The organism is Escherichia sp. WS547 (assembly GCF_046486065.1).
GTDB classification, from domain to species: domain Bacteria; phylum Pseudomonadota; class Gammaproteobacteria; order Enterobacterales; family Enterobacteriaceae; genus Escherichia; species Escherichia coli.
The window spans coordinates 13,224-35,900 of the sequence record NZ_JBJQMA010000015.1; the positions used below are offsets into that span (position 1 = coordinate 13,224).

Here is a 22,677-nt window from a genome sequence, read left to right on the forward strand (position 1 = left end):
CGAAATCTTAGTTAAGACGCTCTTTGATACGAGCAGCCTTACCAGTACGCTCACGCAGGTAGTACAGTTTAGCTTTACGAACAGCACCACGACGTTTGACAGAAATGCTGTCAACTACCGGAGAGTGAGTCTGGAAGACACGCTCAACGCCTTCGCCGTTGGAAATTTTACGAACAGTGAATGCAGAGTGCAGACCGCGGTTACGAATAGCGATAACCACGCCCTCGAATGCCTGCAGACGTTTTTTGGAACCTTCAACAACCCATACTTTCACTTCCACGGTATCACCCGGACGGAAGGAAGGTACGTCCTGCTTCATCTGCTCTTGTTCAAGTTGCTTAATAATGTTGCTCATAATTTAATCTCTTATCCTGGGTAAACTGATATCTCGGGGGCTTACGCCATCCCATCATGTTTATGTTGCTGTTGTGCGTGTTCCGTTTTGAACTCCGCCAGCAACCTTGCTTGCTCTTCAGTCAGAGCCAGGTTTTCCAGAAGTTCAGGTCTTCTAAGCCAGGTACGGCCCAGCGACTGTTTCAAACGCCAGCGACGTATCTCGGCATGGTTGCCCGACAGTAACACTGACGGAACTTCCATCCCTTCTAACACCTCAGGCCGCGTATAGTGCGGGCAATCCAGCAATCCTTCAGCAAAGGAATCTTCCGTTGCCGAGGCTTCATGTCCCAGTACTCCCGGAATAAACCGGGAAACGGAGTCAATCAGCGTCATTGCTGGTAACTCACCACCACTGAGAACGTAATCGCCGATTGACCATTCTTCGTCAATTTCGGTTTGGATCACGCGCTCATCTATACCTTCGTAGCGACCGCACACCAGAATCAATTTTTGATTCGTTGCCAGTTCGCTGACGCCCGCTTGATCAAGCTTGCGTCCCTGTGGTGACAGATAAATCACCTTTGCGCCTTCACCCGCCGCGGCTTTTGCTGCATGAATGGCGTCCCGCAAAGGTTGCACCATCATTAACATCCCCGGTCCGCCGCCGTAAGGACGATCGTCCACGGTACGGTGCCGGTCATGCGTGAAGTCGCGAGGACTCCAGCTCTGGATGCTCAGCAGGCCATTTTTAACTGCCCGGCCAGTTACCCCGTAATCGGTAATTGCGCGGAACATTTCAGGAAACAGGCTAATTATGCCAATCCACATAGCGCCGTCTTTTACCGTTTATCCGGTGGTTTAAAAACCAGGATCCCAATCTACTTCGATTGAACGAGTAGTGAGATCGACTTTCTTGATAACCTGCCCATCGAGGAACGGTACGAGACGTTCCTTGATACCAAACGCATCTTTCAGGTTTGCCTTAATGACGAGAACATCATTAGATCCGGTTTCCATCATATCGACGACTTTACCGAGATCGTAGCCTTCAGTGGTTACTACCTGGCAGCCCATCAGGTCTTTCCAGTAGTAGTCACCCTCTTCAAGCTGAGGCAGCTGCGATGAATCCACGACAATTTCACAATTCGTCAGTAGGTTCGCCGCATCACGATCGTCAACGCCTTTCAGCTTGATGATCATGTCCTGATTGTGGTGCTTCCAGCTTTCCAGCTGGACTTGCTGCCACTGACCCGCCTTCTGGATAAACCAGGGCTGATAGTCAAAAATGCTTTCGGCGTCTTCGGTGGAAGAAAACACTCTGAGCCACCCACGAATACCGTAAGACGAACCCATTTTTCCCAAAACGATGGGATCAACAGGTGCTTGCGCGGTGAGTTGTTTGCTCATCATGACCACCGTGACAGATTAAGCTGCTTTGTTTACTTCTTTGATCAGCGCAGCAACGCGATCAGAAATAGTTGCGCCCTGGCCAACCCAGTGAGCGATGCGATCCAGATCCAGGCGAGTGCCTTCTTCTTTTTCGCTAGCGATTGGGTTGAAGAAACCAACGCGCTCGATGAAGCGACCGTTGCGTGCATTACGGCTGTCAGCGACAACAACCTGGTAGAACGGACGCTTTTTAGCGCCGTGACGTGCTAAACGAATAGTTACCATAACATCCTCTTGTGTGAATAAAACAACCGGACCCCATCGAGGAACGGAGTCCGGTGTCATATTAAAAGCCCGAAAATTTTACTCATTTTTGCGGAAATTGCAATCAACAGTTGCTAACTCTGCTGTAAAAGGCCGTCGGCGGTGCAGCCAGTTTGGTGCCGGAGTGCGCGCAGTCACCGGAGCGTACACGCAGTACGTGAGGATGACGAGCACACCCCGGTGCCAAAATGGCAAACAAGCCAGGCCGATTAGCGACCAGGAAATCCCGGCGGCATCATCCCTTTCATGCTTCTCATCATCTTCGCCATTCCGCCCTTCTTCATTTTCTTCATCATGCGCTGCATGTCGTCGAACTGCTTCAGAAGGCGGTTAACGTCCTGTACCTGCATCCCGCAACCGGCGGCGATACGACGCTTACGTGAACCTTTGATGATTTCTGGCTTAGCGCGCTCTTTCATCGTCATTGAGTTGATGATGGCTTCCATACGCACCAGCACTTTATCGTCCATCTGCGACTTGACGTTATCCGGGATCTGCCCCATGCCCGGCAGTTTGCCCATCAAGCTGGCCATGCCGCCCATATTTTTCATCTGCCGCAGCTGCTCAAGGAAGTCGTTGAGATCGAAGCCGTCGCCTTTTTTCAGCTTGCTGGCTAATTTCTCTGCCTGCGCGCGGTCAACTTTGCTTTCGATATCTTCGATCAGCGACAGTACGTCGCCCATGCCGAGAATACGCGACGCGATGCGGTCCGGATGGAACGGCTCCAGCGCCTCAGTTTTCTCGCCAACACCGAGGAACTTGATCGGTTTGCCAGTGATGTGACGAATAGAGAGCGCCGCACCGCCGCGGGCATCGCCGTCCACTTTGGTCAACACTACGCCGGTAAGCGGTAACGCTTCATTAAATGCTTTTGCCGTATTGGCCGCATCCTGACCGGTCATGGCGTCAACCACAAACAGGGTTTCAACCGGGTTAATCGACGCATGGACTTGTTTGATCTCGTCCATCATCGCTTCGTCAACGTGCAGACGACCAGCGGTATCCACCAGCAGCACGTCGTAGAATTTCAGTTTGGCTTCTTTCAACGCCGCGTTAACAATATCAACCGGCTTCTGACCAACATCAGAAGGGAAGAAATCAACGCCCACCTGCTCAGCCAGCGTCTCAAGCTGTTTGATTGCCGCCGGGCGATAGACGTCGGCAGAAACCACCAGCACTTTCTTCTTGTGCTTCTCGCGCAGGAACTTACCGAGTTTACCAACGCTGGTTGTTTTACCGGCACCTTGCAGGCCTGCCATCAGCACGACCGCAGGCGGTTGCGCAGCCAGGTTCAGGGTCTGGTTCTCTTCGCCCATCGCCGCAACCAGTTCGTTACGGACGATTTTGACGAACTCCTGCCCCGGCGTCAGGCTCTTATTAACTTCATGACCAACCGCTTTCTCTTTTACGCGATTGATAAACTCACGCACTACCGGCAGAGCGACGTCCGCCTCCAGCAGCGCCATGCGCACTTCGCGCAGCGTATCTTTTACGTTGTCTTCAGTGAGGCGTCCACGGCCACTGATATTGCGCAGCGTGCGCGACAAACGATCGGTTAAATTATCAAACATTGTCTCTCGCCTGGGGTGGAAACGGTTGGCCGCAATCGCGACACATCATCAGTATTTTGCCGCAGTATAACATGAAGGCGTCTTTGTTGTTATGCAACGGTTGGAGCAGCGTTCACCTGACGCTATACTGCTTCTCTTTCTTATTGCTCAAACTGTCGACATCACTATGCCCGTTTTTGCTCTGCTCGCGCTTGTCGCCTACTCCGTCAGTCTTGCGCTGATTGTTCCCGGTCTGCTGCAAAAAAACGGCGGCTGGCGGCGCATGGCTATTATTTCTGCGGTCATTGCGCTGGTCTGCCACGCAATCGCTCTGGAAGCCCGCATCCTGCCCGACGGTGATAGCGGACAAAACCTCAGCCTGCTGAACGTTGGTTCATTGGTCAGTTTGATGATCTGTACGGTAATGACCATTGTGGCTTCTCGCAATCGTGGCTGGTTGCTGCTACCCATTGTCTATGCCTTTGCGCTTATCAACCTGGCGCTGGCGACCTTCATGCCCAATGAATACATCACTCATCTGGAAGCAACGCCTGGGATGCTGGTGCACATTGGCTTATCGCTCTTTTCCTATGCCACGCTGATTATCGCCGCCCTGTACGCGCTGCAACTGGCGTGGATTGATTACCAACTGAAGAACAAGAAGCTGGCGTTTAACCAGGAAATGCCGCCATTAATGAGTATCGAGCGTAAAATGTTCCACATCACGCAGATTGGCGTGGTGCTGCTAACGCTCACGCTTTGCACTGGCCTGTTCTACATGCACAACTTATTTAGCATGGAAAATATCGACAAGGCCGTGCTCTCTATCGTGGCGTGGTTTGTCTATATTGTGCTGCTGTGGGGACATTATCATGAAGGATGGCGTGGACGTCGCGTCGTCTGGTTTAACGTTGCGGGTGCAGTCATTCTGACACTGGCCTACTTCGGCAGCCGAATTGTCCAGCAGTTAATCAGCTAAACCCAGAAAAGGAGTTTCCCCTGGAACACATTTCTACTACTACGTTGATCATTATTCTGATCATCATGGTGGTCATTTCAGCCTATTTTTCCGGGTCCGAAACCGGAATGATGACCCTCAACCGCTATCGTCTGCGACATATGGCGAAACAGGGTAATCGCTCGGCCAAGCGCGTCGAAAAATTGCTGCGTAAGCCAGACCGCCTGATAAGCCTGGTATTAATCGGCAATAACCTGGTCAATATTCTTGCCTCCGCGCTCGGCACTATTGTTGGGATGCGTTTGTACGGCGATGCGGGCGTGGCAATTGCGACTGGTGTGCTGACTTTTGTCGTACTGGTTTTTGCTGAGGTATTGCCGAAAACCATTGCCGCGCTGTACCCGGAAAAAGTCGCTTATCCGAGTAGTTTTCTGCTGGCTCCGCTGCAAATTTTGATGATGCCGCTGGTCTGGTTGCTGAATGCTATCACCCGTATGCTGATGCGCATGATGGGTATCAAAACCGATATCGTGGTTAGCGGCTCTTTGAGCAAAGAAGAGTTGCGCACTATCGTGCATGAGTCGCGCTCACAAATTTCCCGTCGCAATCAGGATATGCTGCTGTCTGTGCTCGATCTGGAAAAGATGACCGTTGATGACATCATGGTGCCGCGCAGTGAAATTATCGGTATTGATATCAACGATGACTGGAAATCGATTCTGCGCCAACTATCCCACTCACCTCACGGGCGCATCGTGCTCTACCGTGATTCGCTGGACGACGCCATCAGTATGCTGCGAGTACGTGAAGCCTGGCGGTTGATGTCGGAGAAAAAAGAGTTCACCAAAGAAACCATGCTGCGCGCCGCGGACGAGATCTATTTTGTCCCGGAAGGTACGCCCCTCAGCACGCAGTTGGTGAAGTTTCAGCGCAACAAAAAGAAAGTCGGCCTGGTCGTCAACGAATATGGAGACATTCAGGGGCTGGTGACGGTTGAAGATATTCTGGAAGAGATAGTTGGTGATTTCACCACGTCGATGTCGCCAACACTTGCCGAAGAAGTCACTCCGCAAAACGACGGTTCGGTGATTATTGATGGCACTGCCAACGTGCGGGAAATCAACAAAGCCTTTAACTGGCATCTACCGGAAGATGATGCCCGCACGGTTAATGGCGTCATTCTTGAGGCACTGGAAGAGATCCCTGTCGCAGGCACCCGCGTGCGTATTGGCGAGTACGATATTGATATTCTCGACGTACAGGACAATATGATTAAGCAGGTAAAAGTTTTTCCTGTGAAACCGCTGCGCGAGAGTGTGGCGGAGTAACGAAAACGGCCCTGCATTCGCATGCAGGGCCGTGAATTATTACGAAAACAGAAATTACGCTTTTGCTTTCGCTACAGTTACCATCGCCGCACGAATCGTACGACCATTCAGCGTATAACCCTTCTGCATAATGCCCAGTACGTTACCTGGCGCAACGTCATCAGATTCCACCATTGCGATAGCCTGATGCACATTCGGGTCCAGCGGCACGTTAGTTTCGGCGATCACTTCGACACCAAACTTACGCACAACATCCAGCATCGACTTCAGCGTCAGCTCAATGCCTTCAACCATCGCAGACATATCCGGGTTAGCTTTATCAGCCACTTCCAGCGCACGATCCAGGCTATCAATCACCGGCAGCAATTCGTTGATGAATTTCTCCAGCGCGAATTTGTGGGCTTTTTCAATATCCAGTTCAGTACGACGACGCAGGTTTTCCATTTCGGCTTTTACACGCAAAATGCCGTCACGTTCACGGGTCTGGGCTTCAGCCAGCTGAGCTTCGAGATTCGCAATTTTTTCATCGCGCGGATCCACCTGCTCAGCAGAAGCTTCTGGCTCAACTGCCTCAATCTCTTCGTGCTGATCCATGATAATTTCTTCCGGGGCTTGCCCCTCAGGCGTTTTCTGTTCTTTACTACTCATGAATTTCTCCGCGTTTTTTTCGCATTCATCTCGCTAACTTCGCTTATTATGGGGATCAGTTTCAGGGTTTCAAGGGAAGCACTCACATTGTCATCAATCTTCGCAACAAGGACCTCGGAAAAATGAATAATCATTTCAAGTGTATTGGCATTGTGGGACACCCACGGCACCCCACTGCACTGACAACACATGAAATGCTCTACCGCTGGCTGTACACAAAAGGTTACGAGGTCATCGTTGAGCAGCAAATCGCTCACGAACTGCAACTGAAGAATGTGAAAACTGGCACGCTCGCGGAGATTGGGCAACTGGCTGATCTCGCGGTAGTCGTTGGTGGCGACGGTAATATGCTGGGCGCGGCACGCACACTCGCCCGTTACGATATTAAAGTTATTGGAATCAACCGTGGCAACCTGGGTTTCCTGACCGACCTTGATCCCGATAACGCCCAGCAACAATTAGCCGATGTGCTGGAAGGCCACTACATCAGCGAGAAACGTTTTTTGCTGGAAGCGCAAGTTTGTCAGCAAGATTGCCAGAAACGCATCAGCACGGCGATTAACGAAGTGGTACTTCATCCTGGCAAAGTGGCGCATATGATTGAGTTCGAAGTGTATATCGACGAGATCTTTGCGTTTTCTCAGCGTTCTGATGGCCTGATTATTTCGACGCCAACAGGCTCCACCGCCTATTCCCTCTCTGCGGGCGGTCCTATTCTGACACCCTCTCTGGATGCGATTACCCTGGTGCCCATGTTCCCGCATACGTTGTCAGCGCGACCGCTGGTGATAAACAGCAGCAGCACGATCCGTCTGCGTTTTTCGCATCGCCGTAACGACCTGGAAATCAGTTGCGACAGCCAGATAGCACTGCCGATTCAGGAAGGTGAAGATGTCCTGATTCGTCGCTGTGATTACCATCTGAATCTGATTCATCCGAAAGATTACAGTTATTTCAATACATTAAGCACCAAGCTCGGCTGGTCAAAAAAATTATTCTAATTTTACGCCAGCCTCTTTACTGTATATAAAACCAGTTTATACTGTACACAATAACAGTAATGGTTTTTCATACAGGAAAACAACTATGTTGGCACAACTGACCATCAGCAACTTTGCTATCGTTCGTGAGCTTGAGATTGATTTTCATAGCGGCATGACCGTAATAACTGGCGAGACCGGCGCGGGTAAATCTATTGCAATAGATGCCCTCGGCCTTTGTCTCGGTGGTCGCGCTGAAGCCGACATGGTGCGTACCGGCGCTGCTCGTGCCGACCTGTGCGCCCGTTTTTCTCTGAAAGATACGCCAGCGGCCCTGCGCTGGCTGGAAGAAAACCAGCTTGAAGACGGTCATGAATGTTTGCTTCGTCGCGTAATCAGTAGCGATGGTCGCTCACGAGGTTTTATCAACGGTACAGCTGTTCCTCTGTCACAACTTCGCGAACTGGGCCAGTTGTTGATTCAGATCCATGGTCAGCACGCCCATCAGTTACTCACCAAACCCGAGCACCAAAAATTCCTGCTTGATGGCTATGCCAATGAAACCTCTCTGCTCCAGGAAATGACCGCACGTTATCAGTTGTGGCATCAAAGCTGCCGTGACCTCGCGCATCATCAACAGTTAAGTCAGGAACGCGCCGCCCGTGCGGAACTGCTGCAATACCAATTAAAAGAACTTAACGAATTTAATCCGCAGCCCGGAGAGTTTGAGCAAATCGACGAAGAGTACAAACGTCTGGCGAACAGCGGTCAATTGCTGACTACCAGCCAGAATGCATTGGCAGTAATGGCCGACGGTGAAGACGCAAACCTGCAAAGTCAGCTTTACACGGCTAAACAACTGGTGAGCGAATTGATTGGCATGGACAGCAAACTGTCCGGCGTACTTGATATGCTGGAAGAAGCTACCATCCAGATTGCTGAAGCCAGCGATGAACTGCGCCACTACTGCGATCGTCTGGATCTCGATCCCAACCGACTGTTTGAACTTGAACAGCGCATCTCAAAACAGATTTCGCTGGCACGTAAACATCACGTCAGCCCTGAGGCATTGCCACAGTATTACCAGTCGCTACTGGAAGAACAGCAGCAACTGGACGATCAGGCCGACTCACAAGAAACGCTCGCGCTGGCGGTAACGAAACATCATCAGCAGGCACTGGAAACCGCGCACGCATTACACCTGCAACGCCAGCATTATGCAAATGAGTTGGCACAGCTGATCACCGACAGTATGCATGCGCTCTCAATGCCGCATGGGCAGTTTACGATCGATGTTAAATTTGACGAGCATCACCTGGGCGCTGACGGTGCCGATCGTATTGAGTTTCGGGTAACCACCAACCCAGGTCAGCCAATGCAGCCTATTGCCAAAGTCGCATCCGGTGGTGAATTGTCACGCATCGCATTGGCAATTCAGGTCATCACGGCGCGTAAAATGGAAACCCCGGCACTGATTTTTGATGAAGTGGATGTAGGGATTAGCGGTCCAACAGCGGCAGTTGTCGGCAAACTGCTGCGTCAACTTGGCGAATCAACTCAGGTGATGTGTGTTACCCACCTGCCACAAGTCGCGGGATGTGGTCATCAACACTATTTTGTCAGCAAAGAAACCGATGGTGCGATGACAGAAACACACATGCAATCCCTGGATAAAAAAGCGCGGTTACAAGAGCTGGCGCGCCTGCTTGGTGGCAGTGAAGTCACACGTAACACACTGGCGAATGCGAAAGAACTGCTTGCGGCGTAAACTTTTTTCCTGCTTCACGGTCAGAGTAAACAGCAAAACGCCGTAGGACCGGAAAGCAAAAGGTTTTAAAGTGATGAAAGGTCTATTATCATCGGCATATTACAGATGAGCCACGTACTGCTCGGGCCCGAAAAGGAATCAAATCACTATGCGCTGTAAAACGCTGACTGCTGCAGCAGCAGTACTATTGATGTTGACCGCAGGCTGTTCCACTCTGGAGCGAGTGGTTTACCGTCCTGACATCAACCAGGGGAATTATCTGACCGCTAACGACGTATCCAAAATACGCGTTGGCATGACGCAACAACAAGTTGCGTACGCATTGGGTACACCGTTGATGTCCGATCCATTTGGTACGAATACCTGGTTCTATGTCTTCCGCCAGCAACCAGGTCATGAAGGTGTAACGCAGCAAACGCTGACGCTGACCTTTAACAGTAGCGGTGTGTTGACCAACATTGATAACAAACCTGCGCTGAGTGGTAACTAATAATAAAGTTGCTCTCAAAGACGTTAAAAAAGGTGCTCAATGAGCACCTTTTTTCTGTCTGTTATTTATTCGCTGATTTTTCTGCTCGTTGCCTGCGCAGCTCTTTCGGATCGGCAATGAGAGGGCGATAAATCTCCACCCGATCGCCATCATGCACACTATCGCTCAGTTTTGCCGGACGGCTATAAATGCCGACTTTGTTTTTAGTTAAATCGATATCGGTACGCAATTCCAGCAAGCCACTGGCGCGAATAGCTTCTTCAACCGTCGCTCCCTCCTGCAGCGTCACGCGCTGCAGGTACTGCTTCTCAGGTAGCGCATAAGCCACCTCAACGGCAATTTTACCTGGCACTGTAAACCTCTTTCGCACGAACCGTAAAAGCCTGGACCATATTAGCCGCCAGCTCTTTAAACACGCGACCAAAGGCGAGTTCAATCAACTTATTGGTAAACTCAAAATCGAGATGAAACTCGATACGACACGCCTCCTGGCTCAGCGGCGTAAACTTCCATCCACCGATCAATTTCTTGAACGGCCCATCCACCAGATTCATAAGAATACTTTGGTTACTGGTCAACTGGTTGCGGGTAGTAAACGTTTTGCTGATCCCAGCCTTAGAGACATCTACCGCCGCAGTCATCTGCCCAGGAGTGGACTCCAGAATCCGACTTCCGGTACAACCCGGCAAAAACTGAGGATAAGACTGAACGTCATTCACTAACTGATACATTTGCTCCGCGCTGTAGGGTACCAGTGCGGTCCGGCTAATCTGAGGCATAACAATTTCCATCAACAAAAATCCAACAAATAATATCATTTATCCTGCTGTAAAAAAAACGCTATCCCGGCGCTGGGTAACATCGGGTTCATGCTAAGATAGAGCCTTGTCCCCCGCAGGATTGATATGGGGTGTTTTCGATTTCAGATTACCGATGATTCACGACGCTTATGACGAAGAAAAAAGCACATAAACCTGGTTCAGCGACCATCGCGCTTAACAAGCGCGCCCGGCACGAATACTTTATCGAAGAAGAGTTCGAGGCGGGACTTGCCCTGCAAGGCTGGGAGGTTAAATCCCTGCGCGCAGGAAAAGCCAATATCAGCGACAGCTACGTCCTTCTGCGTGACGGAGAGGCATTTCTGTTTGGCGCTAACATCACGCCAATGGCTGTGGCCTCCACGCATGTGGTGTGCGATCCTACCCGTACCCGCAAGTTACTTCTCAACCAGCGCGAACTGGACTCATTGTACGGTCGCGTCAATCGAGAAGGCTATACCGTAGTGGCGCTCGCCCTGTACTGGAAAAATGCCTGGTGCAAAGTGAAAATCGGCGTCGCCAAAGGTAAGAAACAGCACGATAAACGTTCAGATATCAAAGAGCGCGAATGGCAGGTGGATAAAGCGCGTATCATGAAAAACGTCCACCGTTAAACCTGCACTCCAATTATTGACCAGTTCCTCACCGCGCCTCCCTCTCCGGCGGCGCGAATGAACATCTTATTGGCTATCACATCCGACACAAATGTTGCCATCCCATTGCTTAATCGAATAAAAATCAGGCTACATGGGTGCTAAATCTTTAACGATAACGCCATTGAGGCTGGTCATGGCACTCATGAATCTGGTATACTTACCGTTACACATTGGGGCTGATTCTGGATTCGACGGGATTTGCGAAACCCAAGGTGCATGCCGAGGGGCGGTTGGCCTCGTAAAAAGCCGCAAAAAATAGTCGCAAACGACGAAAACTACGCTTTAGCAGCTTAATAACCTGCTTAGAGCCCTCTCTCCCTAGCCTCCGCTCTTAGGACGGGGATCAAGAGAGGTCAAACCCAAAAGAGATCGCGTGGAAGCCCTGCCTGGGGTTGAAGCGTTAAAACTTAATCAGGCTAGTTTGTTAGTGGCGTGTCCGTCCGCAGCTGGCAAGCGAATGTAAAGACTGACTAAGCATGTAGTACCGAGGACGTAGGAATTTCGGACGCGGGTTCAACTCCCGCCAGCTCCACCAATCATGATTGGACGGTGCAAGGACAACACCAACAAAAACAGGAAGTTAGAAGTCTCAGCAAGACACCGACCAGACGGTGAGGAGACATAAAAGGATACGCAAAGGAGCCGCGGCTCTTGGTGATATGAAAGCCCACAGATGTGGGCTTTTTCGTTGATGGTCAGAACGACCAGTTCGCACCAGCCACCGCGTTCCACGGGGATTCCACACCGGCACCATGGCTATACCCCACCCCGAGATGTCCGCTTAACGTACTGCTGAATGAGGCTTTAATACCTGCCTGGTATATTCCACGTCTGCCCGACAAATCATTGACGAAATTACCGTCATTATTCACCTTCACCCGGTTATCATCGACAAATTCTTTGCGCACAGCCGCCTTCAGCCACGGCTCAATTTCCATACCGTTCCCCAGACGCATGTTGTAACTCAGCGTTGCGCCCAGTTCACGATATATACTGCGGGTATCGACTGATTTCGATTCCATGCCATTGGATAAATGATATTCGGGGTTATCAGCGGTGAACCCCGTTAACGATGCATACGGCGTCAGGTTCCAGTTACCATCCGTAAATCGCATCCCGGTTTCAATGTGACCGCCCAGCCCGTTGCTGCGATAACTGCCGTTGGCGGCTCCACCGCTGCTCATTTTACCGGCTACGTTACTTTCAAAGCGGTTCAGCTTCACGATACCGTCCAGATAGAAACCACTTTCATGTTCCCAGCTGGCATAGCCCCCCAGAGAATAACTGCCCACACTGCCATGTCCTCCACGATCAAAACCAATATGTGAATGGGAATAACCCATAAAAGCGCCCAGCGTCGCAATCCCCTCAGGAATATCATTACGGCTATCGATCCCCACCGTCATTCCGGTCAGCGTCTGCTCAAACCCGGCACCCGCATCGGTGGTGACATTATTACGGGTGTTATACGTCGTCCCCCAGACATTATTGTTGTGTGGACTCGCTTTCATTATGTTCAACCGCTCGCGAATACTGTTTAGCTCAGCATCAAAGACCAACGGTAATGTTGCTGCCATATTGAGTACGGCTGCTGTAGAAGGCGTGATGCGTTTCTCCGGGACGGGTGTCGGCGTTGGAGCGGGAGTCGGGTCTGGTTTCGGATCCGGTTTTGGGTCTGGTTTTGGATCCGGTTTCGGATTTGGGTTGGGGTCCGGGTTGGGTTTGACATCATTGGTCAGGTTCCAGTTGCTGTTGCCGTCGCTTTTCAGGACATACTCATAGGTCCCAAGATCAACGAAACCGCCGGTATTACCCAGCGTAAACGAAGCATCCCCTCCCCCTGTTTTCACCAGCGTCATCGCGTCGTCAGACTGAGGGCTGACGCCGGTATCCTGAACAAAGATTTTAAAATTGCCAGTGGCGTTGTTGTTGACGACCAGTTGATCGCCCCGGGAGCCTGCAACGTTGGTATGCAGGTAGAAATTACCGCTGCCGGAAAGTTCACTGGTGGTCAGCGTATTGTAGATACCGTTAGTTGTGGCAGGCGCTGCTGTTTGTGCTGATAAATAAACATCACCGTCGTTGAGGAGTAAACTGTTTACTCTATATTCGCAGTTGCTGGTGCCTGCACAGGAATTATTGCTGTTAAGCCAGACACTGCCCCGACTGGCAGCCGTCAGGTCGGCAAGCGTCGTATCGACGCCATTTCCGATAGTTAATGTCGCGCTATCGGTAATCCGGACCACCCCTTCAAGTTTAACTGGCGTAACATTATCCCGTGGCGTCATTAACGACAGGCTTCCTGCCGCGCCACTGACCGATGCATCCGCCAGCGTACCTGCGTAGACGATTGCCGTCCCGCCAGCGATCAGTAGATCTTCTGCCCGGGCCAGAGCCTGAAACTCATCTTTTGACCGACCAAGGGTATATTGCCCACCGGAATTAACCTTTGTGGCGAAGTCCTGACCCAGGTTTTGCATTGCCCCACCGTTGCCAACCGTGGAATCGCGAGCTTCGGTACCTGCTAATACCAATAAATTACCGCCATTTTCCAGCAGCACATTGGTCGCTAAATTTCCGGCAATGGAAAAGGTGCCGTACTGGTGAGTACCGCTGATTTCAATACCGTTAGCCGTGCTCGTCTGGAGAGCGGCACCGCTGTTCTGGATGATATCTGTCGCTTTGCCATTATCGTTGACTGTCAGCGTACCGCCTTCATTAATCGTTGTTTTTACTGCCTCACCGTTAGCCGAAACTGTTTGTATTCCGCCGTCGTTAATCGTTGTCTCATTCGCCACCCCCTCGACGATTTGTTCGCCGCCGGTGAGCGTCGTGCCTGTCGCAGTGGCTTTTGTTTTGACGATCTCCCGCCCGCCCGCATTGACCTGTGTTTTGGCGGAAGTGGTGTCTGACTCCACGGTTAACACGCCGCCATCTGCCAGCAGGATATTGTTCGCCGCATCCTGCTCAATGCTGAACGCGACGCCATCAGCGCGTGTCCCTGTGACCCGCGTCGCTCTGGTGGTTGCAACCAACGCGCCCTGGCTACTTTGCTGTATCCCCGTTGCGCTGCCTTTCTCCCGCACATCGAGAGTGCCGCCTTCATTAAGCACCGAGTTTTCAGCCAGACCGCCCTCATTAACTACCTGTGAACCGCCATTAATAATGGAACCTTCCGCTGTCCCGTTTACCATAATTTGTTGTAGGCCAGAGACGATATCGGTATTGATCGCCTTACCATAATTCTGAACGGTTTGCGTACCGCCATTGATGTGCGTTTTGTCTGTTGACCCACCATCAACAATTTGTTCACCACTTTCGATATTTGCCTCAGTGGCTAAACCATATACCGTTTGCTTGCCACCTTTGATATTTGCTTTTTCAGAAGTGGCACTGACATATATTGTTTGGGTACCAGCACTATTAAGTACAGTACCAACATCTTTTCCATAAACATCCATTTTGCCGTTGGCATTAATAATCGTGTCAACTGCCCGGGAACCAGTGACGACTGTTAATGAGCCAGCGTTTTCCAGCACTACATTTTTAGCTTCTGAATTCCTGATGTAGAAAGCATCACCATAACTGTTGGTTCCTTCGATAAGTGTTCCGGAGGTCGTGGAAGCAATTAATGCGCCGCCGGATTGTTGCTCAACATGCTTAGCCTCACCACCGTCCTGAACCTCCAGAACGCCACCATTATTAAGTCTGGTGCTATCTGTTTTAGCCTCCTTCTGGACAATCAGCTTACCGCCAGCATCAATGGTAGTATTTTTCGCCGAGGTTTTAGCCATTACCGTCAGTTCGCCGGTATTTTCCAGCACAACATAATTAGCCTCTCCTCCGGTAATAGTGAAGTGAGAGAGCTTGTTGTATCCTTCGATATCAGTCCCTGCGCCCGTGTTGGCAACTAAAGCACTGCCCGTCTCCTGGTTAACCCCATGTGCAATACCGCCGGTATAGACAATCAGCGAGCCTCCGGCGCTAATATTGCTGCCAGTTGCCGTACCATCTTTCTCAACAACCTGCCGGCTCCCAGAGGATATATTTGTCGTGTCAGCTTTCCCGCCGCTCTTGATATTTTGCGTTCCACTGTTGATATTGGTGCCCGTGGCAATACCATGATTATTAATATTCTGTGTGCCACCATTAATTATGGTATTTGTCGCGTTTCCGGCAACATCCATAACGCCGCCATTATCTATTCGGGTCGCATCAGCTTTAGCATTCGTTAAAACTGACATTGTTCCTTTATCTTTAATAATCGTCTTATTTGCCGAACCATATGCGTTTATGTCTAAATGACCACCGTTTTCCAGCAACACATTCTCTGCCACGTTATTGTGGATGGAGAATGCCCCTTCACTATTCGTACCGCTCACCGTCAAATCGTAAGTCGTTACTTTTAAAGCGGCTCCATCGTGCTGAGTAATATTAGTTGCCGTACCACCTCTAACATCAAGCACGCCGCCGGAATAAACTTCAATAACATCCGAGGAGCTCGTGTTATCAACAATTTGCGTACCACCAGAATAGATCTGCGTATTTTTTGCCGTTGACTTACTATTCAGAGACTGAGTTCCGCCTTCAATCGTCGTGTCCAGCGCACGGCTCTCATATACTCTTTGCTCACCGCCATTTTTAATGGCGGTTGTTTCTACTGTGCTCTGTTCAACATACTGTCGCCCACCATTTATGGTTGTGTTCGTCGCCAGACTTCCTTGCGTGATGTCCTGATAACCAGACTTATTTATCGTCGTACCGTCAACATGCCCCTGAGTTGATACTGACTGGCCTCCACCATCAATGATTGTTCCATTTGCAGTCCCCCCCTCTATGCGTGAAGTACCGCCCTTAATTGTCGTGTCATTGCTGGTACCACCTTTATAAACATATTGATTGCCACTTTCGATTATCGTGCCAGTAGAAATTCCTCCGTACTCAATTGACTGTCTGCCTCCATTAATGGTTGTATTATTAGCTTGCCCGTTAATATCGGCATGGATTGATACTAGTTGCTCGCCACCAGTTTCAATAATACTACTATTAGATATCCCACCATAGACCTCCTGCCGGCCATGGTTGATAATATGAGTGTTATTTGTTGTACCTCGTTCATCTACTCGTTGGTTGCCATCTACAGTCTCATCGTTTACCACACCAATAACATTAGTAGTGAAGGCCGCCATCCCGGGCTGGGCATATATTAAGGCAGATATCAATAAGGAAAGTACTGAGCGGCGAAAATAATAGGGACTGGTCCTGTTCATAAATTTCATCCTCTGAAAAGTGAATACTGAGTAGCGTTTAAGCGACCTTAGCTTTGCTGCAACATCAGCCCACAGGCACCAGACCAGGGGATTCATCCTGAAGAGACAGCGCAAGTGTATTGTGTTCACCGCTCATCAAAGACATCATGATGAAATGATGATATTCCGCATAAGAATGAGGCATTTTTTTAAGACATTGTGCTGAAGGATGATTGGATAAAAAAGTCAATCTTTTCAGGAAATACGGCGTATTCTTTTCTTTCGACATTGAAGCCGTCGGAAAAATAAAATGATTTACATAATCGTTTCTGATGAATATCTTCTGCTCACATAAAAATCACACAATAACTTTGAGATCGCAGATTGTTTTACTTTTACAGCATTCGTCCCCCCATTGTTGGGGAAATATAGATTGGGCCAGAGCACGAAAGTTAATACCACGTTTGCACAGCTCCTCCAACAGCACGACAAGATGCCACATACTGCGCCCCAGTCGGTTCAGTTTACAGACTAGCAGTGCGTACCCTGCCGATAATGTCCTGAGCAGTTTTTCAGTCCGGGTCTGCTGCCACGGTTATGCGCTGAAGTGGTAACTCTGAGCACGCAGTTCATCAGTCAGGCGTGGTACACCGTAACGCTGTTATTGCTGGGTAATATCAAAAAAACTTTCAGGCAGCTAAGGAAAGTTGAACCAGACATTAGATGAAATATTTCAACCAATTACAGCACCAATTCAGTCACTGCTAGCCCACCAAATAAATCAAGGGGTTACATGAAAACGTAGCCCCTTTTTCTTTGGTAGTGACACTAAAATGGATGTAGTGTGAAGAATAACCCCATTTACTTAATCAATAATACATATTGTTTCAATCTACGTTATTATCTCTTCGTAAAAATAGCCATTTATTTATCATTGAAAACTACTTTTAGAACTTCATACAAGGGGACTATTCACAACAGGACTATTCTCAACGGGACCATCATCAGGGGAGTTATCATCAAAGTCATCATCCATAAATAAAATATCATCGAATGGTGCCACACCCGTGATTAGTTTTATTTTTTTATTACGATCAGACAAGACTCCACTTAAACCGTTTTCGCTGACGCGTTCTAATGATTTTTTATTACTCTTGTTGTAAGCAGGCGCATTAAAAATACATGGAGTATCAAGATCAAACAATGACGTTCCCCAGTTCACATATTGAATATCATAGTTACTGAAGTTCTGTCCAGAAAAGAAGCATCCCTTAAAATCCAATCCACGTAAATTATATAAACCACCCTCTTCTTTTGGGAGAGTAATTTTAATTCTGGCTATCTCCCAGACAAAATTACCATTTTTGTATTTGAATACCGTTTCAAGCTCTCCTCCAGACAGCTTGACTTCTGGAAATAATTTGAAATTAAACCCTACATTATTATGTGTCAACGTAGATGAACAAAAGATGGAAAAAGCTTGCAGTGCTGAATTATAGCTATCGATTTTATCTTGAGGCTGCGCTCTTGGTAAAAACTTATAGCAACACTCATAAAAATTAAGTAGAAACTCTGATGACCTTCCATTTTTATCAAATAATACCCGCTGAAAATGCTGCACAAACTTATTCGTTTTTTCTTGAATATCTATGGTGTGTTCCTTTGACTCTAACAAAGATGAATCCTGTTGAAGTGCATTGCTCATCTGGTTGAGGAACAACTGCATTTCTTTCAACTTATCTCCATAGTGACCTTTAACTTGCTGAGAATTTTTAGTTACAGTTGAAACCGTATCTGTGTGGTTTTCATATAAATTATGTGATTCCATACAGTCATTTGGCGGCGTTTCTGAAATAACACTACGCGTTCTACCTGGCTGAAGTGAAGCAACATGAAAATCACTTTTTCTTATATTGCCGAATAGGGTCTGTTCATTTCTCTTAGCGCATTCAATAAACTGATCAACATTATTTTTATTAGATGACAGGTTAATTTCAGAAACCGCATTTTCTTTGTTCTCCAGCTTTAGTTTAACGAGAAGGTCTTCCCACACCGTTTTTTTTAAAAATACTACGTCAGGCTCACCATCAGCAACTAACTCTTGATTATTATCAAAGTGTACGTTGTATACTTTTAATTTATTTTCATTAGCATCATATTTAATACGTTTTAATTGTTCTCCGGCTCCCATAATGACAAAAGCATTGCCTTCATGATATTTACATTCAGACATCATTTTTTGTAAAATTTCAAGAGCACCGTTATACGTCCCTGAGGCAGCTTCTTTACAAATTAATTTTATAATACTATAAGCTAGTAACTCCATGGATTTAGAAGATTTTCTTTCATTACAACTTCCACTATTTATAAATGTGCTAGTGTTAATTTCGTTGCTTTTACTAACTAACATTGTCTATTCCTCAGTTAATGTCTACATGGCTATTTTTAATGTTATTATTGTTTGTCACTATAAAAAATCGCTCATTTGAGACAATTGCTGGCATTAACAGCTTCATATGCTATACATGGCACTTTTAATTAATTTAGCACAGGAATGTTAAATTTAATAAACAAAAGGTTATTTCACTGTATGATAAAAACAACCCGTTATAATTTATTCGTGAGAATCGTTTTTTGAGTGTTAGAAATTTATATCTAAATAGCGTTGATTAATGACCAAAGCCAGACTCCTGTAATGCTCACAAGACTCTTCTGCATTCGACGGCGGTTCTAGTCAGTAGTAGATGTTTAAGGCGTGGCAGAGACATTTCATCCTTACTCTACGGCATTGGTCCACATACAAATCGTGGTTGTGACACTTCACTTATCATCAGTGAGCGAACAGAGAATAGTTCAGTGATTTGAGTAATTAACCTGATTAAATGAAGAGGCATGATAAATGATAATACTCTGGCTTTATCGTTAATTACTTAATTCCACATGTAAGCAATTTGCCCGCTTGGCATAGCGGGCATTTTTTCCAGGTACTTTTGAATGAGTACTGATGGATAAATACATTGCAGTGGCGTGCCACGTACCAAAACACCAGCCCTCATTCGAAACTACCTACCGCACTGCTTCTTTAAAATGGCGTTAGTCGTGAAATATTGACCGCCATCGAGTCCCCCTTGTAACCTTAACTCTTCCTGATACGTGAATAATGATTTGGTGGCCCTTGCTGGACTTGAACCAGCGACCAGGCGATTATGAGTCGTCTGCTCTAACCACTGAGCTAAAGGGCCTTGAGTATGCAATAACAATACTTATATACCACGCAATAAACATGATGATCTTATGATGTAAATAACAGATTTTTATGCGTTCTCATTCATCCTGGGTCGTCATTACCTGCGACATAAAACCCGACACCACTTCCATTCACAAAGTCGATACTCTCAGTCAACAAGCAAATGCTAATACTTAGCACTATTTATAGTTACCATCGATTCAATGATAGTTTGTAATGATTTTGTATCTAATAATATAACTTTATTACATTAACTGAAGAGTTTTCGCATCATTATGATATCTGTTACTTTTCACGCCATAAAAATAAACTTCATATAGCAATATATTCTTTCATAGATCTTATTCTGCTAATCATTAGTTTCGTATGAGCGATTTTTGACAGTTGCCTCTCCAGACCACATCGATAATTAAAAAAACAGATTTAAGCATTATCCTTTTCCATATAAATATTGGATAAAAGTAGGACATCTGTTTGCAATTACTTTCACAACAATTAAACATTTTTATGTTTCCGTATACACCATATTACTCTACCATTAGAGGAACTTTATTATGTTTTCTATAAAACCAGGACCAAGAAATTTACCTATCGGCAACCCCACATTGTTATCATGGAACATTACTGACGGGGATCTAAATTCCAAATTAAATACATTAGAATATCTAAACTGTATAACAAATATTATTAATTCTTGTGGAGTTTATCCTCAGGATTTAAAAGACAGAGAAATTATATCAACTTTTCACGCAGAAAAAGTTATTAATGATCTGTTAAAAAACGATTATAAAATTTCCCTTTTTCCAGATACAACTTACCGAGAGTTGAATAAAGCAGCACAGCGTAGCATTACAGCGCCAGACAGGATAGGAGAAGGAAAAACATGGGTTTATCAACGAGATACAATGGTTGAAAGAGGTGATAACAGCGGTGTTCATCAGTATGGTCCAGCTGAACATTTTACTCACATTATATCTGACAAACCGTCCCCAAAAGATAAGTATGTTGCATATGCTATTAACATTCCTGACTATGAACTGGCAGCTGATGTATATAATATTAACGTAACGTCACCTACCGGCCAGCAAGAAACATTTAAAATATTAATCAATCCAGAACATCTACGGCAAACACTTGAGCGTAAATCTCTTACTGCTGTTCAGAAATCACAATGTGAAATCATCACCCCCAAAAAACCTGGCGAAGCGATTCTTCATGCTTTTAATGCCACCTATCAACAAATCAGGAAAAATATATCTGAGTTTGCACGTTGTCATTATGGGTATATACAAATCCCTCCCGTAACCACTTTCCGCGCCGACGGACCAGAAACTCCCGAAGAAGAAAAAGGTTACTGGTTTCACGCTTATCAACCCGAAGATCTTTGTACTATTCATAATCCAATGGGAGATTTGCAGGATTTTATCGCATTGGTTAAAGATGCCAAAAAATTTGGTATCGATATCATCCCTGATTATACATTTAACTTTATGGGAATCGGGGGTAGTGGTAAAAATGATCTGGATTATCCCTCTGCCGATATACGAGCGAAGATCAGTAAAGATATAGAAAGTGGTATCCCTGGCTATTGGCAAGGTCAGGTCTTGATTCCCTTTATTATAGATCCAGTAACAAAAGAACGTGACCAAATCCATCCAGAAGATATACATCTCACTGCAAAAGACTTCGAAGCAAGTAAAGATAATATTTCTAAGGATGAATGGGAAAACCTCCATGCATTAAAAGAAAAGCGTTTAAATGGAATGCCTAAAACAACACCCAAAAGTGACCAGGTTATTATGTTGCAAAATCAATACGTTCGTGAAATGCGAAAATATGGCGTACGAGGTTTACGTTATGATGCAGCAAAACACTCAAAACATGAACAAATAGAGAGGTCGATAACCCCACCGCTTAAAAATTATAATGAGCGGTTGCACAATACAAATTTATTTAATCCAAAATATCAAAAAAAAGCTGTTATGAATTACATGGAATACCTGGTAACTTGTCCGTTAGATGAACAACAAATGTCATCGCTGCTTTATGAAAGAGATGATTTAAGCGCCATTGATTTTTCATTGCTCATGAAGACGATAAAAGCCTTTTCATTCGGTGGCGATCTCCAAACTCTTGCATCAAAACCGGGCTCCACAATCTCAAGCATCCCATCAGAAAGACGGATATTGATTAACATCAACCACGATTTCCCTAACAATGGTAATCTTTTCAATGACTTTTTATTTAACCATCAGCAAGATGAACAATTAGCAATGGCATATATGGCCGCTCTCCCGTTCAGCAGGCCTTTAGTTTACTGGGATGGTCAGGTATTAAAATCAACGACTGAGATTAAAAATGATGATGGGTCCACTCGTGTCGGCGGTGAGGCGTGGCTTAATAAAGGTTGCTCTACCTATCAGCAGCTCTACAATGAATTCCACGCATTATATATAGATAAAGCAGGAATATGGAGCGCATTTGAGGGGGTATTTGCAACTAAAAACGTTCTGGCCTTTAGTCGTGGGGATTCTGTGAACATTAATCACTCTCCTCATGATGGACTAGTTATAATAAATAAAGGAAACGAAGAAGTTGAAGGTACCTGGCCTAACAAATTGCAACCTGGAATATATAAAAACATGGGGAGTAATAGCGTTAACATTATTATTAATAATACCCGAAAAATTATCCCCCCTGGTAAAGCATTTACGCTTAGAGGCGGAACTCTAAATATCAATATTCCTGGGCGTAGCGCTCTTCTTTTAGGGAAAACTGGAGAACCGCCGAACTATCTCTATTTGTAATTTAATGTTATATCTGCCCCGCTAAAACGGGGCAGATAATATGTTTAGTTTACTAACGGTCATTTTGCAGTGAAGCCATTTACCGTTTTTTATCGACCAGATAATCTGTTCTCTGATGGTAATCCCCCC

Annotated in this window: 18 protein-coding genes, 1 tRNA gene, 1 other RNA gene and 1 pseudogene; 8 read left to right on the forward strand and 13 right to left on the reverse strand. The window is 46.8% G+C overall.

Annotation, left to right across the window (positions count from 1 at the left end):
- Window positions 1-7 precede the first annotated feature (7 nt).
- The 5 genes from rplS to ffh all read right to left on the reverse strand — a co-directional run bounded on the left by rplS (window position 8) and on the right by ffh (window position 3,620).
- Window positions 8-355, reverse strand: a complete 348-nt coding sequence (gene rplS / locus ACJHWK_RS14295; protein WP_000065253.1) for a 50S ribosomal protein L19 — start codon at window positions 353-355, stop codon at window positions 8-10.
- Window positions 356-396: 41 nt separating this feature from the next.
- The gene (gene trmD, locus ACJHWK_RS14300) at window positions 397-1,164 is read right to left on the reverse strand and encodes a tRNA (guanosine(37)-N1)-methyltransferase TrmD (protein WP_000264781.1); all 768 of its coding nucleotides are present in this window, start codon (window positions 1,162-1,164) and stop codon (window positions 397-399) included.
- Window positions 1,165-1,194: 30 nt separating this feature from the next.
- Complete coding sequence (gene rimM / locus ACJHWK_RS14305) at window positions 1,195-1,743, reverse strand: ribosome maturation factor RimM (RefSeq protein ID WP_000043335.1); 549 nt, start codon at window positions 1,741-1,743, stop codon at window positions 1,195-1,197.
- A gap of 18 nt (window positions 1,744-1,761) precedes the next feature.
- A complete protein-coding gene (gene rpsP, locus ACJHWK_RS14310; RefSeq protein ID WP_000256450.1) occupies window positions 1,762-2,010 on the reverse strand; it encodes a 30S ribosomal protein S16 in 249 nt (82 codons plus the stop codon).
- Between the two features lie 248 nt (window positions 2,011-2,258).
- The gene (ffh, locus tag ACJHWK_RS14315) at window positions 2,259-3,620 is read right to left on the reverse strand and encodes a signal recognition particle protein (RefSeq protein WP_000460035.1); all 1,362 of its coding nucleotides are present in this window, start codon (window positions 3,618-3,620) and stop codon (window positions 2,259-2,261) included.
- Between the two features lie 166 nt (window positions 3,621-3,786).
- On the opposite strand from ffh, the gene ACJHWK_RS14320 reads away from it, so the two are divergent.
- On the forward strand, window positions 3,787-4,578 hold the full coding sequence (locus ACJHWK_RS14320; RefSeq protein ID WP_001338897.1) for an inner membrane protein YpjD: 792 nt from the start codon (window positions 3,787-3,789) through the stop codon (window positions 4,576-4,578).
- A gap of 20 nt (window positions 4,579-4,598) precedes the next feature.
- Window positions 4,599-5,885 (forward strand): HlyC/CorC family transporter, encoded by a 1,287-nt coding sequence (locus ACJHWK_RS14325; RefSeq protein ID WP_010723175.1) that lies wholly within the window; start codon window positions 4,599-4,601, stop codon window positions 5,883-5,885.
- A 54-nt stretch (window positions 5,886-5,939) separates the two neighbouring features.
- Here ACJHWK_RS14325 and grpE read toward each other — a convergent pair whose 3' ends face one another.
- Complete coding sequence (grpE, locus tag ACJHWK_RS14330) at window positions 5,940-6,533, reverse strand: nucleotide exchange factor GrpE (RefSeq protein ID WP_001296310.1); 594 nt, start codon at window positions 6,531-6,533, stop codon at window positions 5,940-5,942.
- A 122-nt stretch (window positions 6,534-6,655) separates the two neighbouring features.
- Between grpE and nadK the strand changes: the two genes are divergently transcribed.
- From nadK to bamE, 3 genes are all read left to right on the forward strand, one after another.
- A complete protein-coding gene (nadK, locus tag ACJHWK_RS14335) occupies window positions 6,656-7,534 on the forward strand; it encodes an NAD(+) kinase (protein ID WP_001520335.1) in 879 nt (292 codons plus the stop codon).
- Window positions 7,535-7,619: 85 nt separating this feature from the next.
- Window positions 7,620-9,281 (forward strand): DNA repair protein RecN, encoded by a 1,662-nt coding sequence (gene recN / locus ACJHWK_RS14340; RefSeq protein ID WP_001520336.1) that lies wholly within the window; start codon window positions 7,620-7,622, stop codon window positions 9,279-9,281.
- A gap of 148 nt (window positions 9,282-9,429) precedes the next feature.
- Window positions 9,430-9,771, forward strand: coding sequence for an outer membrane protein assembly factor BamE (gene bamE / locus ACJHWK_RS14345; RefSeq protein ID WP_001203437.1), 342 nt, complete (start codon window positions 9,430-9,432; stop codon window positions 9,769-9,771).
- Window positions 9,772-9,832: 61 nt separating this feature from the next.
- Here the strand turns inward: bamE and ACJHWK_RS14350 are convergent, their stop codons facing one another.
- Complete coding sequence (locus ACJHWK_RS14350) at window positions 9,833-10,123, reverse strand: RnfH family protein (protein WP_001117838.1); 291 nt, start codon at window positions 10,121-10,123, stop codon at window positions 9,833-9,835.
- The gene (ratA, locus tag ACJHWK_RS14355; protein WP_001300750.1) at window positions 10,113-10,550 is read right to left on the reverse strand and encodes a type II toxin-antitoxin system toxin RatA; all 438 of its coding nucleotides are present in this window, start codon (window positions 10,548-10,550) and stop codon (window positions 10,113-10,115) included. The genes ACJHWK_RS14350 and ratA overlap by 11 nt, the downstream gene beginning before the upstream one ends.
- A 170-nt stretch (window positions 10,551-10,720) precedes the next feature.
- Here ratA and smpB point away from each other — a divergent pair, with 170 nt between their 5' ends.
- Both smpB and ssrA read left to right on the forward strand, forming a co-directional pair.
- Window positions 10,721-11,203: an SsrA-binding protein SmpB gene (gene smpB, locus ACJHWK_RS14360; protein WP_410234861.1), complete on the forward strand. Its 483-nt coding sequence runs from the start codon at window positions 10,721-10,723 to the stop codon at window positions 11,201-11,203.
- A gap of 214 nt (window positions 11,204-11,417) precedes the next feature.
- Window positions 11,418-11,780, forward strand: a transfer-messenger RNA (tmRNA) gene (gene ssrA, locus ACJHWK_RS14365).
- A 160-nt stretch (window positions 11,781-11,940) separates the two neighbouring features.
- On the opposite strand, the gene ypjA is transcribed toward ssrA, so the two are convergent.
- The 5 genes and pseudogenes from ypjA to ACJHWK_RS14390 all read right to left on the reverse strand — a co-directional run bounded on the left by ypjA (window position 11,941) and on the right by ACJHWK_RS14390 (window position 19,736).
- Window positions 11,941-16,515 (reverse strand): adhesin-like autotransporter YpjA/EhaD, encoded by a 4,575-nt coding sequence (gene ypjA / locus ACJHWK_RS14370; protein WP_410234862.1) that lies wholly within the window; start codon window positions 16,513-16,515, stop codon window positions 11,941-11,943.
- A 64-nt stretch (window positions 16,516-16,579) separates the two neighbouring features.
- Complete coding sequence (locus tag ACJHWK_RS14375) at window positions 16,580-16,699, reverse strand: hypothetical protein (protein WP_001120794.1); 120 nt, start codon at window positions 16,697-16,699, stop codon at window positions 16,580-16,582.
- Window positions 16,700-16,921: 222 nt separating this feature from the next.
- Window positions 16,922-17,068, reverse strand: a pseudogene (locus tag ACJHWK_RS14380) (recombinase family protein); the annotation flags it as partial.
- Between the two features lie 381 nt (window positions 17,069-17,449).
- Window positions 17,450-18,904: a DUF5507 domain-containing protein gene (locus ACJHWK_RS14385; protein ID WP_410234863.1), complete on the reverse strand. Its 1,455-nt coding sequence runs from the start codon at window positions 18,902-18,904 to the stop codon at window positions 17,450-17,452.
- Between the two features lie 756 nt (window positions 18,905-19,660).
- Window positions 19,661-19,736 (reverse strand) — tRNA-Ile (locus ACJHWK_RS14390).
- Between the two features lie 559 nt (window positions 19,737-20,295).
- Here ACJHWK_RS14390 and ACJHWK_RS14395 point away from each other — a divergent pair.
- Entirely contained in the window at window positions 20,296-22,548 is a 2,253-nt protein-coding gene (locus ACJHWK_RS14395) for an alpha-amylase family glycosyl hydrolase (protein ID WP_001521106.1), read from the forward strand.
- Window positions 22,549-22,677 lie beyond the last annotated feature (129 nt).

What these genes read in the sequence shown, in the direction of transcription:
- rplS (WP_000065253.1), bottom strand. Translation starts at nt 355, where the DNA reads ATGAGCAACATTATTAAGCAACTTGAACAAGAGCAGATGAAGCAGGAC.
- trmD (WP_000264781.1), bottom strand. Translation starts at nt 1,164, where the DNA reads ATGTGGATTGGCATAATTAGCCTGTTTCCTGAAATGTTCCGCGCAATT.
- rimM (WP_000043335.1), bottom strand. Translation starts at nt 1,743, where the DNA reads ATGAGCAAACAACTCACCGCGCAAGCACCTGTTGATCCCATCGTTTTG.
- rpsP (WP_000256450.1), bottom strand. Translation starts at nt 2,010, where the DNA reads ATGGTAACTATTCGTTTAGCACGTCACGGCGCTAAAAAGCGTCCGTTC.
- ffh (WP_000460035.1), bottom strand. Translation starts at nt 3,620, where the DNA reads ATGTTTGATAATTTAACCGATCGTTTGTCGCGCACGCTGCGCAATATC.
- ACJHWK_RS14320 (WP_001338897.1), top strand. Translation starts at nt 3,787, where the DNA reads ATGCCCGTTTTTGCTCTGCTCGCGCTTGTCGCCTACTCCGTCAGTCTT.
- grpE (WP_001296310.1), bottom strand. Translation starts at nt 6,533, where the DNA reads ATGAGTAGTAAAGAACAGAAAACGCCTGAGGGGCAAGCCCCGGAAGAA.
- nadK (WP_001520335.1), top strand. Translation starts at nt 6,656, where the DNA reads ATGAATAATCATTTCAAGTGTATTGGCATTGTGGGACACCCACGGCAC.
- recN (WP_001520336.1), top strand. Translation starts at nt 7,620, where the DNA reads ATGTTGGCACAACTGACCATCAGCAACTTTGCTATCGTTCGTGAGCTT.
- bamE (WP_001203437.1), top strand. Translation starts at nt 9,430, where the DNA reads ATGCGCTGTAAAACGCTGACTGCTGCAGCAGCAGTACTATTGATGTTG.
- ratA (WP_001300750.1), bottom strand. Translation starts at nt 10,550, where the DNA reads ATGCCTCAGATTAGCCGGACCGCACTGGTACCCTACAGCGCGGAGCAA.
- smpB (WP_410234861.1), top strand. Translation starts at nt 10,721, where the DNA reads ATGACGAAGAAAAAAGCACATAAACCTGGTTCAGCGACCATCGCGCTT.
- ypjA (WP_410234862.1), bottom strand. Translation starts at nt 16,515, where the DNA reads ATGAACAGGACCAGTCCCTATTATTTTCGCCGCTCAGTACTTTCCTTA.
- ACJHWK_RS14375 (WP_001120794.1), bottom strand. Translation starts at nt 16,699, where the DNA reads ATGCCTCATTCTTATGCGGAATATCATCATTTCATCATGATGTCTTTG.
- ACJHWK_RS14385 (WP_410234863.1), bottom strand. Translation starts at nt 18,904, where the DNA reads ATGTTAGTTAGTAAAAGCAACGAAATTAACACTAGCACATTTATAAAT.
- ACJHWK_RS14395 (WP_001521106.1), top strand. Translation starts at nt 20,296, where the DNA reads ATGTTTTCTATAAAACCAGGACCAAGAAATTTACCTATCGGCAACCCC.